Raw genomic sequence first — 14,884 nt, forward strand, 5'->3', positions numbered from 1 at the left:
CTCAATTGAGTGTATGTTCACGCGTGCGGAAAAAATCGAACTGGGGCTGATTGCACTCGCGACGGGCGCACTCGCGTTGGTGGCCGGGCGTCTGCCCAAGGAACTGGAGATCGGATCGTTTTTAGCGATCGGAGCGCTGGCGTTGCTCGGGCAAGGGTTGTTGCGGGATATCTGGTTGCTCACGAAACAACGCAGGGCGGGGGCGGGAGTTCATCGCGAAGAAGCGCGATGCATATGCATGGAATCGACCGTGGGCCTCGGCGGTGTGTTGACCGGCATTTTGCTGACGGCGCTGGCTGTTCCGTTTGCGGTGACGATGGCGGAGTGGGCGTGGCCGCTGGCGGGCGGACTCGTGTGGTGCGCCGGATTCGCGGTCAAAGATGTGGTGATTCAATGGACGCCGTGGAAATTACGGCGGGTGAAGGATCACGGTTCCATTTTGGTGCGCTGGCGGTAGTGATTGCGGCATGAGTGAACCGATTTCGTCGCCGATGCGCGAAGTGCACCAAGCCGATGCGATTCCGTGGATGCGGGAGCGCGGGCGGATTGACGGGGCGTGCGCGGTGACGTCGCTGCCCGATGTGTCGGAGGTGAACATGACGCTGCCGGCGTGGCGTGCTTGGTTTCTCGGTGCGGTCGAGTTGGTCGTGAATGCCGTGCCGGATGAGAGCGCGGCCTTGTTTTTCCAGTCGGATATCAAGCGTGATGGCGCGTGGATCGATAAAGGCGCGATGGTCGTGCGCGCGGCGGAGGATGCGGGCGCGCGAGTATTGTTTCACAAGATCGTCGCGCGACGTCCGCCGGGGATGCTCACGTATGGCCGGCCCGGGTTCACGCATCTGATCGCGGTGTCGCGGGCGATGAACTGCCCCGAAGTGCTGCCGCTGCCGGACATAATCACGGACGCGGGCGAACTGAAATGGATTCGCGCGATGGGCGTGCGCGCGGCGGGGCATGCGGTGCGTTTCGCGAAGGAGCAGGTGGGAGCGAAGGTGATATTCGATCCGTTCTGCGGCGTGGGCACCGTGCTGGCGGTTGCTAACGCGATGGGGCTCGACGCGCTCGGCGTGGAGTTGTCCCGCAAACGCTGTGAGCAGTCGCGGGTGCTGACGGTGAGGCCGGACGAACTCTGATCGGGATCAGCTGGCGGTCTCTGCTTCGAGGCGGATCAGCACGATTTCGGAGCGCGTGCCGACGCGGATGGGCGGGCCCCACGTGCCGACGCCGCTGCTGGTGAGCACTTGGAGGGAGTTGAGGCGATTCAGGCCGTAGGCGAAACGTCCGTGAACGCGTGAAACGACATGCGTCCACGGCCAGAACTGGCCGCCGTGGGTGTGACCCGAGACTTGCAGAGAAACGCCGGCAGCTTCGGGAATCGTGAGGTTCGATGGCTGATGCGTGAGGAGAATGCTGGCGCGGTCGTGAGCGATGCTCAGGCGTTCGAGAATCTTGCGGAAACGCACGGGCTCACCGGCTTCGCCATCATGAACGCCGATGAGTTGAAGACCTCCCGAGAGGTCCAGTTTTTCATTATGCAGCACGCGCACGCCAGCGCGGGTGAGCGCGGTAATAAATTTGGAACGATCAGAAAATTCGTCGTGGTTGCCCGTTGCGAAATAGGCGCCCTGCGGTGCTGCCAGTTTTTCCCAAGATTGCGCAACGGTCTTAAGATCGACTTCGGCACCGTCGAACATGTCGCCGGCGAGTAGCACTGCATCGGGCTTGAGTGCGTTGAGGCGCGAAACGATGCGGCGGACAAAGGCATTGCCGCGGACGTTGCCAAGGTGGACGTCGCTCACGAGGGCGAGGGTGCGACCTCGCCAGGTCGGCGGGAGGTTCGGCAGTGCGACGGTGGCGCGCGTGGTGCGAATCCAATAGGCGTTGATCAACCCGTATGCGGTGACGACGACGGCGAGACCATAGAGTGAAAACGCCAGCAGGCGGGAATTGAGTGACGTTCCGAGCAGCGTGGTGATGCCGCAGGCAATCCAGCAAACGAGGGCGGCGATAAGCGCGAAATTGAGAAACGCCAACGCCGTAGCCGACAACCGATACAATGCGGTAATCGCAGCGTTTCGGCGACGAAAGCCGAGGAGCATCGCGGGCACAAAACCCAGCGTGAGCAACGGTGGTATTACCAACGAGGTCCAGCCGGTGATGCCGGCGAAGTGGCGAAAGGTGACACTTACCAACGCCGTCGCGAGGAGCAGGATGAGCGAAAAAAGCCCGACAAAAATAACCATGCGGTTGGGCATGAGGCCGTCATTACTCGGGGCTGCTTCCTCGGTGCTCGCTTCATCAATGGACGGAACTGCGCTGCGCTCTTGGGACGACATGGAAGTTTTAACGGATGCAGGAATTGCTCCCATGCAAATACAGATAGCCGATGGCCGTAAAAATGACGGTGATTTGCCCTTGCAGATGCCGCTGGATGGGCGTCAGTAACGGCCCCTTTTCTTATGCCGATCCAAACCCTCTCCCTTGATTCGATTGATATCTACAGCGGCACGCAGACCCGCGTGAAAACGAGCGAAGAAGCGATTGAAAGTTATGCCGAGGAGATGAAGAACGGCGCCGAGTTTCCGCCGATCTCGGTTTATTTCGACGGGGCGACTTACTGGCTGGCGGACGGGTTTCATCGTTACCTCGCGACGAAGCGGAATGAGTCGCTGACGATTCGCGCCGAGGTGCAGCCGGGCGGGCGGGGTGATGCGCTGAAGCACGCCCTCGGAGCGAATGCCACCAATGGTCTGCATCGCAACAACAGCGACAAGCGTAACGTCGTGGAGATCGCGCTCGAAGAATGGCCGGGCATGGCGAATCCGGTCATCGCGGAAATTTGCAAAGTGTCGCCCGAACTCGTGCGCACGCGTCGTAACGAAATGGTTCAGTCGGGTCGGATTGAAAAAGCCGGCAAGGTCACCGGTCGCGACGGGAAGGAATATCCAGCGGAAGTGGAAAAGGTTGCGCGCGGGAAGGAAGAGAAACGTTCAAGTGAAGGGGAAGGTGGCGGCGGGCGTCCGCAAGGTGGCGGCGATGGTCCGGGCTCGCTCGGTGGTTCCAACATGGAGCTGGAACGCGAAGCTCGTGAAATGATTCGTCGCGGGGAGATCAATCCGTTCGAGCTCAAGACGCTGACGACAGCGAACGCGCATGATTACGCGGCGACGGTGATCAATCTTCTCGGCACGATGAAGCCGGGTGATCCGCAACGCCGGGCGGGGTTGCAACGCATCAAGCGATGGGTGGAAAAAGCGCTCGCGGGTGAAGTGGATACCACGGCGGCGGTGGACGGGGTCGAGGCCGCGATGCTGGCGTGAGCAAACACGTCAGATCCGCTTCTGCTTCCACTTGCCGCGGCGGAAGAGCACGCCGCTCCACAGTGTGAGCACGGTGAACGAGACAGGCACGGCGATGTAAACGCCGAGGGGGCCGAGTCCGAGTGGTTGTGCGAGGAGCCAGGCGAGCGGGACTTGTCCGCACCAAAAACAGAAAAAATTGAGGCGCGTGGGTGTGGCGGTGTCGCCGGAGCCGTTGAACGCGCCTTCGAGGCACATGCCGATCGCGTAGAGCGGGAAGGCGACGCTCACGATCCAGAGCGCGCGCACGCCGTGGGCGAAAACCTCGGGGTCTTGCGTGAAGAGACCGACGATGGGGCGGGCGAAAACGATGAACACGAGGCCGACGATGCCGAGGAGGGCGGCGTTGAACTTGGCGGCGATTTTCACGGCGGCGGCGGCGCGGTCGGGTTGGTTGGCGCCGAGGTTTTGGCCGACGAGGGTTGAGCCGGCGTTGGCGAGTCCCCAGGCGGGCATGAGGGCGAAGATGATCACGCGGATGGCGATGGTGTAGCCGGCAAGCACGGGGCTGCCGAAGATCGCGAGGATTTTGAAGAGGCCGACCCAACTGGTCGTGGCGATGAGCATTTGAGCGATGCCGTTGCCGGACGTGCGGATGATGACGAGGAGGCTCTCGGCGCGCGGGCGGAGGTCGGACCAACGAATGCGGATGTGGCTGGGTTTGCCGGTGAGGTGCCAGAGTTGGTAAAGCACGCCGATACCGCGACCGATGTTGGTGGCGACGGCGGCGCCGGTGACGCCCAGCTCGGGGAACGGGCCCCAGCCGAAGATGACGCACGGATCGAGAATGAGGTTGAGACTGTTCGCCAGAATGAGCGTGCGCATGGCGAGCGAGGCGTCGCCGGCTCCGCGGAAAATGGCGTTGATGACGAAGATCAGGAAGACGGTGGCGTTGCCGCCGAGCATGACGCGGGCGTAGTCGGTGCCTTGCGCGACGACGGCGGGGTCGGCTCCCATCAAGCGCAGGATGTCGCCGGCAAACCAGCCGCCGACGAGGCCGATGCCGGAGGCGAGCGTGATGCCGAGGACGAGGATTTGGCCGGCGGCCTGCGCGGCGAGGGCGGGATTTTTTTCACCGATGCGGCGGGAGACGATGGCGGTGGCGGCGAAGGAGATGCCGATGGCGACCGCGAAGATGAGCGACATGACCGACTCGGTGAGGCCGACGACGGCGATGGCGTCGCGTCCGAGACGGGCGACCCAAAAGATGTCCACAACGGTGAAGAGCGACTCCATGAGCATCTCCAGGATCATGGGGACGGCGAGGAGCAGGACGGCGCGGTTGAGCGGGAGCGCGGTGTAGTCGTGTTGTTCGCCACGGAGGGCCTGGGCGACGCTGCGCCAGAAGGATTGCGCGGGCGGGGAGGACGAGATGGCGGGGGCGGACATGGAGATTGTATCAGGCGTAGTCTTCGGCGCGTTCGAGTAGGCGGGCGAGATGGGATTGTTCGGGGCCGACTTGGGCAAGGGCGAGGGCGCGGCGATAACTCTCGGCCGCGGCGCGGTGATTGTTCAGGCGGGTGTGGAGTTCGCCGGCCACGGCATGGAATAGATGAAGCGAGTCCAGGCGGTCCGAGTGGGCGATGGATTCAAGCGCGTCGAGTCCGGCTTGCGGGCCGTGGACGTGGGCGACGGCGACCGCGCGATTGAGCTCAATCACGGGCGACGGTTTCAGGGTGAGGAGGAGATCGTAGTGGGCGAGGATGCGCGGCCAGTCGGTCGAGGCGGCGTCGGGCGCGGTGCAATGGAGCGCGGCGATGCCGGCTTGGAGGTGGTATTCGCTGGCGGTTTCGCCCTGCGCGGCGGAGGCGAGGTGTTGGAGACCTTCGTTGAGGAGACGGGCGTCCCACTTGGAACGGTCCTGTTCATCAAGGCGGAGGAGTGCGCCTTGGTCGTCGAGACGCGAAGGGAAGCGGGCGCTGGTGAGCAGCATGAGGGCGAGCAACGCGTGGGTGCGCGGCGTGCGGCCGGCGGGGTGGGAGAGCAGCAGCGTGGTCAGGCGGATGGATTCGCGGCAGAGGTCTTCGCGAAGCAAGCGATCGCCGGAGGAGGCTTTGTAGCCCTCGTTGAAGAGGAGGTAGAGCGCGGCGAGGACTCCGTCGAGACGTGGGGCAAGATTTTCGGCTTCGGGGAGTTCGAAGGCGATATTGGATTCCTGGATACGCTGTTTGGTGCGGGTCAGTTGTTTCTCGATAGCGGGTTCGCTGGCGAAGAAAGCGCGGGCAATTTCGCCGGTGCTAAAACCGCAGAGGACTTTGAGGGCGAGGATAACCTGGGCGTCGGGCGCGATGGACTGATGGCAACAGACGAATAGGAGGCGCAGGGCGTCGTCGCGGATCGTGTGTGATGAATCGCTGGCGACTGCGGCGGGCGACGGGAGGGTCTGCTCGATGTGCGTGATGATCGCCGGTTCCTTGGCGGCCGACATGTTGCGGTGGCGCAGGTGGTCCTTGGCGAGGTTCATGGCCACGCGAGTGATCCACGCGGATGGGTTGGGCGGGATGCCGCCCATTGACCATGTGCGCAGGGCGCGAAGAAGGGCTTCCTGCGCGATGTCCTCGGCGAGCGAGAGGTGGTTGACGCCGAGCAGGCGCACGAGCGCGCCATGGAGGCGTCCGGTTTCGTGGCGGAAGAAATGCTCCACGAGGCCCGACGGCGTGTGGGACGCGAGCGGCGGAATGGGGTCCGGGAAAGCCACGGAGGTTTTCAGGATTTCTCCGAAGTCGTGGTCACGCCGAGATGGCAGTCGGCCACCATGGAGCGGACCTCGATGACGAGACCGTATTCGAGACCGGGGTGGGCGTTCGCGATGGCAATGGCTTCGTCGAGTCCGCTGACGCGGAGTTTTACGTAGCCGCCGACGGATTCCTTGGTTTCGGAAAACGGGCCGTCCACGACGCGTTGGTGCGCGGGGCCGGAAACAACGTGGATTTGCGCTTCGAGCGGTTGGCCCTCGGTGGCTTTACCCTGCTTCAGGAGGCCTTCGAACCAGGCGTTCCAGCGGGTGATGAGTTGCTGGCGTTGATCGGGCGAGAGGTGCTGGTGGTTCTCCGGGCCGGTGTTCCGGAAGAGAAGCATGTAAGGTTGGGTTTCCATGTGATTACAACGAGTCAGGGAGGCTGGAATGGACACGAATTCAGGGAAAGGGTAAGTTTTGTGTCCGGAACGTCGGACGCCGTTCGTTGACTATTTGAAGACGTCATTACGACACACGAAAAACCTCAAACCAAGGAGATCATCATGGCTCGCTACGTAGATGGATTTGTCATTCCCGTTCCGAAGAAAAAACTCGCGGCATATTTCCGCATCGCGGCAAAAGCGTCCAAGATATGGAAGGAGCATGGCGCTTTGGATTATGTGGAGGCGGCGGGCGACGACTTGAATATCAAGATGTGCATGACCTTCACCAAAGGTATCAAAACCAAGGCGGGCGAAACCGTGGTGTTTTCTTACATTACGTTTAAATCGCGCGCCCATCGCGACAAGGTGAACGCCAAGGTCATGAAAGACCCGCGCGTTCATGAGATGTGCAACCCCAAGGATATGCCGTTCGACTGCGCGCGCATGCTTTACGGTGGTTTTAAAGTCATGGTGTCGGCCTGAGCGGGCATGGCATGAACACGGCGAAGGCACGGAACTTGATGACCGAACTCGGGGCGTTTCAGCGTGAGCTGGAAACGCTGGGTTTTGCGCTGGATTCGCGCGGAAGCCGGGAGGCGGCCGATGTCGCTTTGACGGCTTCGGCGCGCATCGGAGCGTTGCGTGAAGAGTGCGAAGCTGAAGATTATCCGGAAAACGATGTCTGCGCTGTCCGGATTGCGTAGGGTCGTTCGTTGAACTTGCACGAAACCTTATCATGAAAATCTCACGTATCCTTCCTGTGGTCGCGCGCTGGCTGCTCGGCTTACCGCTGGTGGTCTTTGGACTGAATCTGTTCTTTAATTTTATTCCGCAACCGGAAGTTCAGCTGCCCGAAAAAGCGGCGGCATTTGCCGGAGCACTGGCGGCGAGCGGCTATATGATGCCGATGATCGGACTCACGCAGCTCGTCGTAGGCGCGCTGTTGCTGGTCAACCGGTGCGTGCCGCTGGCGCTGCTGTTGTTTGCCCCGTTCATCGTGAACAGCGTCGCGTTTCACGTTTTCCTAGAGCCGTCCGGCCTTCCGATGGCGTGCGTGTTTCTCGCCGTGCATCTTTACCTCGCGTGGGTTTATCGGGCCGCGTGGCGTCCGCTGTTCGGGAAAACGGAAGTCTGAAAACTAGAATTTATGCTTAAGAAAATACTCTTGGTCGCGGCTGTGCTTGTGACGGTGTTTATCGTCGTGGTGGCGATGCAGCCCGCCGAATTTCGCGTCGCGCGCACCACGGTGATCGCGGCGTCGCCTGCGACGGTGTTTGCGAAAGTCAACGATCTGCGCACGTGGCAGGAGTTCTCGCCTTGGGCCAAGATTGATCCGAATGCCAAGGCGACGTTTGCGGGACCGCAGACGGGAACAGGTTCGTCGTTTACATGGGTGGGCAATAGCGAGGTGGGCGAGGGCACGATGACCATCGTCGAGAGCCGTCCGCATGAACTGATCCGGTTCAAACTGGAGTTCGTGAAACCATTTGAGGGGACGAACGATGCGGAGTTTACGTTCAAGCCGGTCGATGCTCAAACCGAAGTCACGTGGAGCATGAGCGGGAAGAACAACTTTTTCTTCAAGGCGGTCGGGCTGTTCATCGACTGCGAGAAGATGATCGGGCCGCAGTTCGAGGAGGGGCTGGCGAATCTCAAGGCGTTGTCGGAGGCGCCGGCAAAACCGTGAGAGCCCCGATCACGTTTGATTGAAGAGTCGGGAGACGGCCTGCCGACGGTAGTCGAAGATGCGATGCAGCGTGCGATGCACCCACAGGGCGTGAACGAGATCGCCCAGCAGTCCGAAGCGGAGGGCGTAGGTGACGCGGTCGGTCATCTGCACGCCACCGTCAACCGGCGTGAAGTGATGTTCATGATACCAGAGCCGGTAGGGGCCGGCGCGTTGTTCATCGACGAAGAACGCGCCTTCGCGCACGTGGCGGATTTCGGTGAGCCAGCGCACGCGCACGCTGGGGGCGACGCGGATGCGATAGGCGATCAGCTGGCCTTGATACATGGCGGGTGGCGCACCGAGGATTTCGAAATGCATCTCGGGAGGTGTGAGAGCATTCAGATTTTCGGGAGTAGAGAAGTAGAGCCAGACGCGCTCGATGGGCGCGGGAATGAACTGAGTGCGCTCGAGGGTGTGGATCATGGCTTGTCGCCATAGAGGGAGTGCGTGCGGATTTTTTCCGCAAGCTCCCAAGAGCGTTTGATCTGCGTGGCCTCTTGTTTGGCGCTGCTGACGTAGTGCAGCAACGAACGTTGACGGCCTATTGTGAAGGTTTCCCACCGGGCGAGGGCGGCTTCGTCCTGGTCAAGAACGAGCGCAAAGACTTCCGGCATGTCGAGTGCGTCGGGCGTGGGATCGGGTGAAAGCGAAACCGTGGCCGTGGATCGAAGCTTGAGGCCGCAAGTTTTGAGCAATTCGCCGCCGACGATGAGAAAACTACCGCCGTCGGCGTGGTTTTGAAGGGCACGTCTGCAGGTGTGTCCATTGATGACGGCGATGAGACGGCGGACACCAGCGGATTTAAACGTGGCCGCCACATCATCCGGCACCGGCAGCGCGTGATAGCGCATACCGGTGTCGAGACGAATAATAGTCGATATGAACTGAACAGAGGAGGTGCGTTTCGGCATGGCTCCAGTCGGTCCGTTAGCCAACCCAGGTGCGGGCGTTTTGGAAGAGGCGGAGCCAGGGGCTGTTGTCGCTGTTGGCGATCCAGGACTTCGGGGCCCAGCTGTGTTGCACGCTGCGGAAGACGCGCTCGGGGTGCGGCATCAGGATGGTGACGCGGCCGGTCTTGGTGGTGAGCGCGGTGATGCCGTGCGGGCTGCCGTTCGGGTTGAGCGGGTAGTGCTGAGTGACCTTGTGGTGGTTGTCCACGAAGCGTCCTGAGACCAGGCCGGAATCGCTGAAGGCGTCGGCTGCGGTGGCGGATGTGAATTCGGCGAAACCTTCGCCGTGGGCGATGGCGATGGGGAGGACGGAGCCTTCCATGCCTTTGAAGAAGATGCTCGGGCTCTTCTCGATTTTCACGGAGGCGACGCGGGCTTCGAAACGCTCGGACTGGTTTTGCACGAAGCGCGGCCAGCCTTCGGCGCCGGGGATGATGCTGTGGAGGTTGCTCATCATCTGGCAGCCGTTGCACACGCCGAGGGCGAAGGTGTCTTCGCGGGCGAAGAACGCCTCGAATTCTGCGCGGGCTCGGGGGTTGAACAGAATGCTCTTGGCCCAGCCTTCGCCGGCGCCGAGGACGTCACCGTAACTGAATCCGCCGCAGGCGGCGAGTCCGCGGAAATCGCGGAGGCTGATGCGGCCTTCGATGATGTCGGTCATGTGGACATCGACCGCTTTGAAGCCGGCGCGGGTAAAGGCGGCGGCCATCTCGACTTCGCCGTTGACGCCTTGTTCGCGGAGGATGGCGACGGCGGGACGGGAGGCGTCGGAAATCGCAATGTCGGAGGTGAAATCGAACGTGACCTTCGGGGTGAGGCCGGGGTTGTGGCGATCGATGCGGAGGGAGTGTTCCTGTTCGGCGCAGGCGGGGTTGTCGCGGAGGGACGCGATGCGGCGGGTGACGTCGCTCCACACGTCGCGGAGGACGGTGAGGTTTTCGTTGAGGATCTCCTGGCCGGCGCGTTTTACGCGGAGGGCGTGGTGTTTGTTCAGCGTGCCGATGCGGCTGACGCAGGTCTTGAGTCCGTTGGAACGGAGGACGCCGGAGACGTAGTCGATGTCGTCGGCGCGGACCTGGATGACGGCGCCGAGTTCTTCGCTGAAGAGCGCGGAGAATGCGCTGTGCGAGGCGGGGACTTCGAGATCGATGCCGGTGTGGCCGGCGAAGGCCATCTCGACGATGGTCGCGAGGAGTCCGCCGTCGGAGCGATCGTGGTAGGCGAGGATCTTTTGCTCGCGGCCGAGTTGCTGGATGGCGTTCCAGAATCCTTTGAGGTGATACGGATTGTCCACGTCGGGTGTGGCTTCGCCGGTCTGCGAAACGACCTGCGCGAGGATGGAGCCACCCATGCGGTTTTTGCCCTGGCCGAGATCGATGAGGAGGAGCTCGGTGGCGCCGGCGTCGGTGATGAGCTGCGGGGTGAGCGACAGGCGGATGTCGGTGACGGCGGCGAAGGCGGAGATGATGAGCGAGGTGGGCGCGGTGACGCGTTTTTGTTCACCGGTCGCGGCGTCTTTCCAGACGGTGCTCATGGACATGGAGTCCTTGCCGACGGGGATGGTGATGCCGAGGGCGGGGCAGAGTTCCATGCCGACGGCTTTCACGGCGGCGTAGAGATCGGCGCCGTCGCCGGCGAGCGCGGGGGCGGCCATCCAGTTGGCGGAGAGGTTGACCTTGCCGATGTCACCGACCTGGGCGGCGGCGAGGTTGGTCAACGCTTCGCCGACCGCGAGACGGGCGGAGGCGGCGGCGGAGTTGACGGCGACGGGCGTGCGTTCGCCCATCGACATGGCTTCGCCAGTGTAAACGTCGAAGGCGGCGGCGGTGACGGCGCAATCGGCAACGGGGACCTGCCACGGTCCGACCATCTGGTCTCGGTGGATGAGGCCGGTGACGGTGCGGTCGCCGATGGAAATGAGGAACGTCTTGTCGGCGACGGTCGGGTGGGCGAGGACCCGGCGCACGGCTTCGGCGAGTGTGATGTCACCGAGATCGAGGGCGTGTTGAGGACGCGCGAGGGTGTTGGCGACGCGGTGCATGCGCGGCGGTTTGCCGAGGAGCACGTCGAGCGGGAGATCGATGGGCGTGTTGTTGAAATGCGGGTCGGTGAGGACGAGTTTTTTCTCCTCGGTGGCGGTGCCGACGATGGCGAAGGGGCAGCGCTCGCGTTCGCAGAGGGCTTTGAACGTGGCGATGTGCGCAGGCGGCACGGCCATGACGTAGCGCTCCTGTGATTCGTTGCACCAGATCTCATGCGGAGCCATGCCGGGCTCGTCGTTGGGGACTTTGCGCAAGTCGAATTTGCCGCCGCGTCCACCGTCGTTGACGAGTTCGGGGAGAGCGTTGGAAATACCGCCGGCGCCGACGTCGTGGATGAAGGAAATGGGATTGTCGGTGCCGAGGGCCCAGCAGCGGTCAATCACTTCCTGACAGCGGCGTTCCATCTCGGCGTTGTCGCGCTGGACGGAGGCGAAATCGAGGTCTTCGTTGCCGGAGCCGCTGGCCATGGAGGAGGCTGCGCCGCCGCCGAGACCGATCAACATGGCGGGGCCGCCGAGGACGATGAGGTGGTCGCCGGGGTTGATCGCGCCCTTCTGGATGTGGCCTTCTTGGATGTTGCCGAGACCGCCGGCGAGCATGATGGGCTTGTGGTAACCACGGAGTTCGCTGGTGCCGTCGGCGGTGGGGACGGATTGCTCGTAGGTGCGGAAGTAGCCGTTGATATTGGGACGGCCGAATTCGTTGTTGAAGGCGGCGGCACCGAGCGGGCCGTCGATCATGATGTCGAGGGCGGAGACGATGCGGCCGGGTTTGCCGTTATCCTTTTCCCACGGCTGGACGGCGCCGGGTAGTTTAAGATTGGATACGGTGAAACCGGAGAGGCCCGCCTTGGGCTTGGAGCCGCGGCCGGTGGCGCCCTCGTCGCGGATCTCGCCGCCGGCACCGGTGGCTGCGCCGGCCCACGGGGAGATGGCGGTGGGGTGGTTGTGTGTCTCGACCTTGCAGAGAATGTGGATCGGCTCCTCGTGGGCGGCGTATTCGCCGGTTGTGGGGTTGACGTAGAAACGACCTCCGACGGTGCCAGCGATGACGGCGGCGTTGTCCTTGTAGGCGGAAAGGATGCCTTCGCTGTGGAGGTTGTAGGTGTTCTTGATCATCTGGAACAGCGACTTGTCTTGGAGCTGTCCGTCGATGTCCCAGGTGGCGTTGAAAATCTTGTGGCGGCAGTGCTCGGAGTTGGCCTGCGCAAACATCATCAGCTCGATGTCGTTTGGGTCGCGCTTGAGGCCGGTGAATGCGTTGACGAGGTAGTCGATCTCGTCGTCGGCGAGGGCGAGCCCGAGGGACGTGTTGGCGGCGACGAGGGCGGCGCGGCCTTCGGCGAGGACGGGGACGCTCGTCATGGCGCGCGGCTGCTCGTGGCTGAAGAGGGCGTCGCAGGCGTCGAGGTCGGCGAAGATAACCTGCGTCATGCGATCGTGGAGCTTGGCGCGGAGGAGGGCCTGTTCGTCGGCGTTCAGAACGGCGGAGCCGAAGTCGATGGTGTAGGCGATGACGCGTTCGATGCGCTGGACATCAACGAGGCCGCAGATGTGCGCGATGTCGGTGGCCTTGGACGACCACGGGGAAATGGTGCCGGGGCGCGGGGAGACGATCTGGGTGAGGCCGGTGACGGTGGCGGCGGTGCGGCGTGGGCCGTAGGTGAGGAGTTTTTCGAGGACCTCGCGATGGGCCGGGGAGAGGTCGTTGGCCAGCTCCGCGATGTGGACGAACTCGGCGGAAACGGCGCCCGCGGGCAACCCGGCGGCGACGAGGTCGTTGAGCAATTTGTTAAGACGGAAATCGGAGAGGGCGGAGGAGCCGCGGAGGATCAACATGGTCGAAAAAATGAGCTTTATCTGAACAGGGCGCGGGGGCGCTTGGCGATAGGGAAAACGCGGCAAATTTAACGGGTTTGGCGATTGAGCTGTGCGCAGAGTGGCTTCATGGTCCGCGTCTTCATGACGCCTCTGGATTTTCGCAATACCAACGCTTTGTGGTGCAGCGTGCTGGCGGAAACGCTGGTTCGCTGCGGAGTGACGCAAGCGGTGATTTCGCCCGGTTCGCGGTCGACTCCGCTGACGATGGCGCTGGCCAGGCATCCGGGCGTCGAAGCCGTTCCGGTGCTCGATGAGCGGTCGGCGGCGTTTTTTGCACTCGGGCTGGCCAAACAAAAAGGCCGTCCCGTGGTGCTGGTGTGCACCAGCGGCACGGCGGGGGCCAACTATTATCCGGCGGTGATCGAGGCGCATGAAAGCGGCGTGCCCCTGATCGTGATCACGGCGGACCGTCCGGCGGAGATGCGCGACTGCTCGTCGGGACAGACCATCGACCAGCAAAAACTCTTTGGCGGCTTTGTGACGTTTTACCACGAGTTAGCCGTGCCGCAGGCCGACGTGACGCTGTTGCGTTATCTGCGCCAGACGGTGGTGCATGCGACGGATCGGGCGCTGCGCGGCCCGGTTCACTTGAACGCTCCGTTTCGTGACCCGCTGCCTCCGATTGCGGACGAAACGGCCAAGGCGCTGGAGTCGCACGATTGGGAGGCATTCTTCACGGAGTTTCTGGCGCCGAAGCCGGAGCCTTTCATGGGCGTGACGCTGCCGCACAAAGGGCGCGGCATCGTGATCGCGGGCCCGGCGCAATCCACGGATGCGGAGGCTTGGAGCGAAGCGGTCTGGCGCTTTGCGAAGCAACGCGGCTGGCCGGTGCTCGCGGATGCGTTGAACCCGTTGCGGTCGCACGCCTCGCACGAGACGACGATGATCACGGCTTACGATGCGATTCTGCGTTCGGGCACGATGGCGGAAAAACTGAAGCCTGACTTTATCGTGTGTGTTGAAAACTGGCCGACCAGCAAAGTGCTGCGCACGTGGATCGACGGCCTTGGCGTGCCGGTGCTGCTGCTGACCGCGAGCGATCGCAATGGCGATGCGCTCCATGCGCCGACGCGTTGGGTGCGCTGCGGCATCGAGGATGTCTTGAGCGCTCCGGCGGGCGACATCGCGGCCGATGTTCGCACCTACACGGCGGTGTGGGGCGCAGCGGAACGCGCGGCGCGGCGGGTGATCGACGCAAGCATGGCGGATGCGGCCGCTTTCGAGGGACGCATCGTATGGGAACTCGCGCAAAAACTGCCGGGCGGGACGCCGTTGTTTATCGCGAACAGCATGCCGGTGCGCGATGCCGAGTATTTCTGGCCGGCGAATGACCGGGAGTTGCGAGTCTTCGTGAATCGCGGGGCCAACGGCATCGATGGAACGCTCTCGACCGCAATGGGCGTGGCCCACGGCAATGCGCCTGCTGTGCTGCTCACCGGTGACCTCGCGTTGCTGCATGATGCGAACGGCTTTCTGTCGGTGCCTCGTTTCAATGGTTCGCTGACCATCGTGCTGGTGAACAATAATGGCGGCGGAATTTTTAATCATCTGCCGATCGCGCAATTCGAGCAGGAGTTCGAAAAATATTGGGCGACTCCGCAGTCAGTTGATTTTGCGCGGCTCTGCGCGGCTTACGGCGTGAGTCACACGCTGGTCGCGGATGCGGCCTCGCTGGCGGAGATCGCGGTCAAACTGCCGGTGCGCGGCGTGCGGGTGCTGGAAGTTTGCACCGATCGCAACCAAGACGCGGCGTTTCGCAAAAAGCTGTTTGCGGACGTCGCCGCGGCGTTGGGTTGATCAAGCG

The 14,884-nt window shown here is 62.8% G+C and carries 15 protein-coding genes; 8 read left to right on the forward strand and 7 right to left on the reverse strand.

All coding sequences use genetic code 11. The annotated features are described in order from the left end of the window. The first annotated feature begins 13 nt into the window (after nucleotides 1–13). A complete protein-coding gene (locus FPL22_RS02635; RefSeq protein WP_144228564.1) occupies nucleotides 14–457 on the forward strand; it encodes a hypothetical protein in 444 nt (147 codons plus the stop codon). Between the two features lie 10 nt (nucleotides 458–467). After that, nucleotides 468–1,133 (forward strand): site-specific DNA-methyltransferase, encoded by a 666-nt coding sequence (locus FPL22_RS02640; RefSeq protein WP_144228565.1) that lies wholly within the window; start codon nucleotides 468–470, stop codon nucleotides 1,131–1,133. Nucleotides 1,134–1,139: 6 nt separating this feature from the next. On the opposite strand, the gene FPL22_RS02645 is transcribed toward FPL22_RS02640, so the two are convergent. Beyond that, nucleotides 1,140–2,336 (reverse strand): metallophosphoesterase, encoded by a 1,197-nt coding sequence (locus FPL22_RS02645; RefSeq protein WP_162525165.1) that lies wholly within the window; start codon nucleotides 2,334–2,336, stop codon nucleotides 1,140–1,142. A gap of 123 nt (nucleotides 2,337–2,459) precedes the next feature. On the opposite strand from FPL22_RS02645, the gene FPL22_RS02650 reads away from it, so the two are divergent. Further along, on the forward strand, nucleotides 2,460–3,320 hold the full coding sequence (locus tag FPL22_RS02650) for a ParB N-terminal domain-containing protein (RefSeq protein ID WP_203235102.1): 861 nt from the start codon (nucleotides 2,460–2,462) through the stop codon (nucleotides 3,318–3,320). Nucleotides 3,321–3,329: 9 nt separating this feature from the next. Here the strand turns inward: FPL22_RS02650 and FPL22_RS02655 are convergent, their stop codons facing one another. From FPL22_RS02655 to FPL22_RS02665, 3 genes are read right to left on the reverse strand one after another with little or no spacing between them, the layout of a single operon-like run. Further along, nucleotides 3,330–4,748, reverse strand: coding sequence for an MATE family efflux transporter (locus tag FPL22_RS02655; RefSeq protein WP_144228567.1), 1,419 nt, complete (start codon nucleotides 4,746–4,748; stop codon nucleotides 3,330–3,332). 10 nt (nucleotides 4,749–4,758) lie between these two features. Then, nucleotides 4,759–6,057, reverse strand: coding sequence for an RNA polymerase sigma factor (locus FPL22_RS02660; RefSeq protein WP_238991293.1), 1,299 nt, complete (start codon nucleotides 6,055–6,057; stop codon nucleotides 4,759–4,761). An 8-nt stretch (nucleotides 6,058–6,065) separates the two neighbouring features. Further along, complete coding sequence (locus FPL22_RS02665) at nucleotides 6,066–6,455, reverse strand: YciI family protein (RefSeq protein WP_144228569.1); 390 nt, start codon at nucleotides 6,453–6,455, stop codon at nucleotides 6,066–6,068. Nucleotides 6,456–6,599: 144 nt separating this feature from the next. Here FPL22_RS02665 and FPL22_RS02670 point away from each other — a divergent pair, with 144 nt between their 5' ends. From FPL22_RS02670 to FPL22_RS02685, 4 genes are read left to right on the forward strand one after another with little or no spacing between them, the layout of a single operon-like run. Continuing rightward, nucleotides 6,600–6,962 carry a DUF1428 domain-containing protein gene (locus FPL22_RS02670; protein ID WP_144228570.1) on the forward strand — a complete coding sequence of 121 codons (363 nt, stop codon included), beginning with the start codon at nucleotides 6,600–6,602 and terminating at the stop codon, nucleotides 6,960–6,962. An 11-nt stretch (nucleotides 6,963–6,973) separates the two neighbouring features. Continuing rightward, complete coding sequence (locus FPL22_RS02675; RefSeq protein WP_144228571.1) at nucleotides 6,974–7,183, forward strand: hypothetical protein; 210 nt, start codon at nucleotides 6,974–6,976, stop codon at nucleotides 7,181–7,183. Between the two features lie 32 nt (nucleotides 7,184–7,215). Continuing rightward, nucleotides 7,216–7,614 (forward strand): DoxX family membrane protein, encoded by a 399-nt coding sequence (locus tag FPL22_RS02680; protein WP_144228572.1) that lies wholly within the window; start codon nucleotides 7,216–7,218, stop codon nucleotides 7,612–7,614. A gap of 12 nt (nucleotides 7,615–7,626) precedes the next feature. Then, nucleotides 7,627–8,166, forward strand: a complete 540-nt coding sequence (locus FPL22_RS02685) for an SRPBCC family protein (protein ID WP_144228573.1) — start codon at nucleotides 7,627–7,629, stop codon at nucleotides 8,164–8,166. Nucleotides 8,167–8,175: 9 nt separating this feature from the next. Here the strand turns inward: FPL22_RS02685 and FPL22_RS02690 are convergent, their stop codons facing one another. From FPL22_RS02690 to purL, 3 genes are read right to left on the reverse strand one after another with little or no spacing between them, the layout of a single operon-like run. Then, entirely contained in the window at nucleotides 8,176–8,631 is a 456-nt protein-coding gene (locus FPL22_RS02690; protein WP_203235103.1) for an SRPBCC family protein, read from the reverse strand. Further along, nucleotides 8,628–9,119, reverse strand: coding sequence for a YdeI/OmpD-associated family protein (locus FPL22_RS02695; RefSeq protein ID WP_144228574.1), 492 nt, complete (start codon nucleotides 9,117–9,119; stop codon nucleotides 8,628–8,630). Before FPL22_RS02695 ends, FPL22_RS02690 begins: the two co-directional genes overlap by 4 nt. Before the next feature lie 16 nt (nucleotides 9,120–9,135). After that, nucleotides 9,136–13,038, reverse strand: coding sequence for a phosphoribosylformylglycinamidine synthase (purL, locus tag FPL22_RS02700; protein WP_144228575.1), 3,903 nt, complete (start codon nucleotides 13,036–13,038; stop codon nucleotides 9,136–9,138). Nucleotides 13,039–13,161: 123 nt separating this feature from the next. Between purL and menD the strand changes: the two genes are divergently transcribed. After that, nucleotides 13,162–14,877 carry a 2-succinyl-5-enolpyruvyl-6-hydroxy-3-cyclohexene-1-carboxylic-acid synthase gene (gene menD / locus FPL22_RS02705; protein ID WP_144228576.1) on the forward strand — a complete coding sequence of 572 codons (1,716 nt, stop codon included), beginning with the start codon at nucleotides 13,162–13,164 and terminating at the stop codon, nucleotides 14,875–14,877. The last annotated feature ends 7 nt before the right edge of the window (nucleotides 14,878–14,884 follow it).

Origin of the sequence: Rariglobus hedericola (assembly GCF_007559335.1) — a bacterium.
Lineage (GTDB): Bacteria > Verrucomicrobiota > Verrucomicrobiia > Opitutales > Opitutaceae > Rariglobus > Rariglobus hedericola.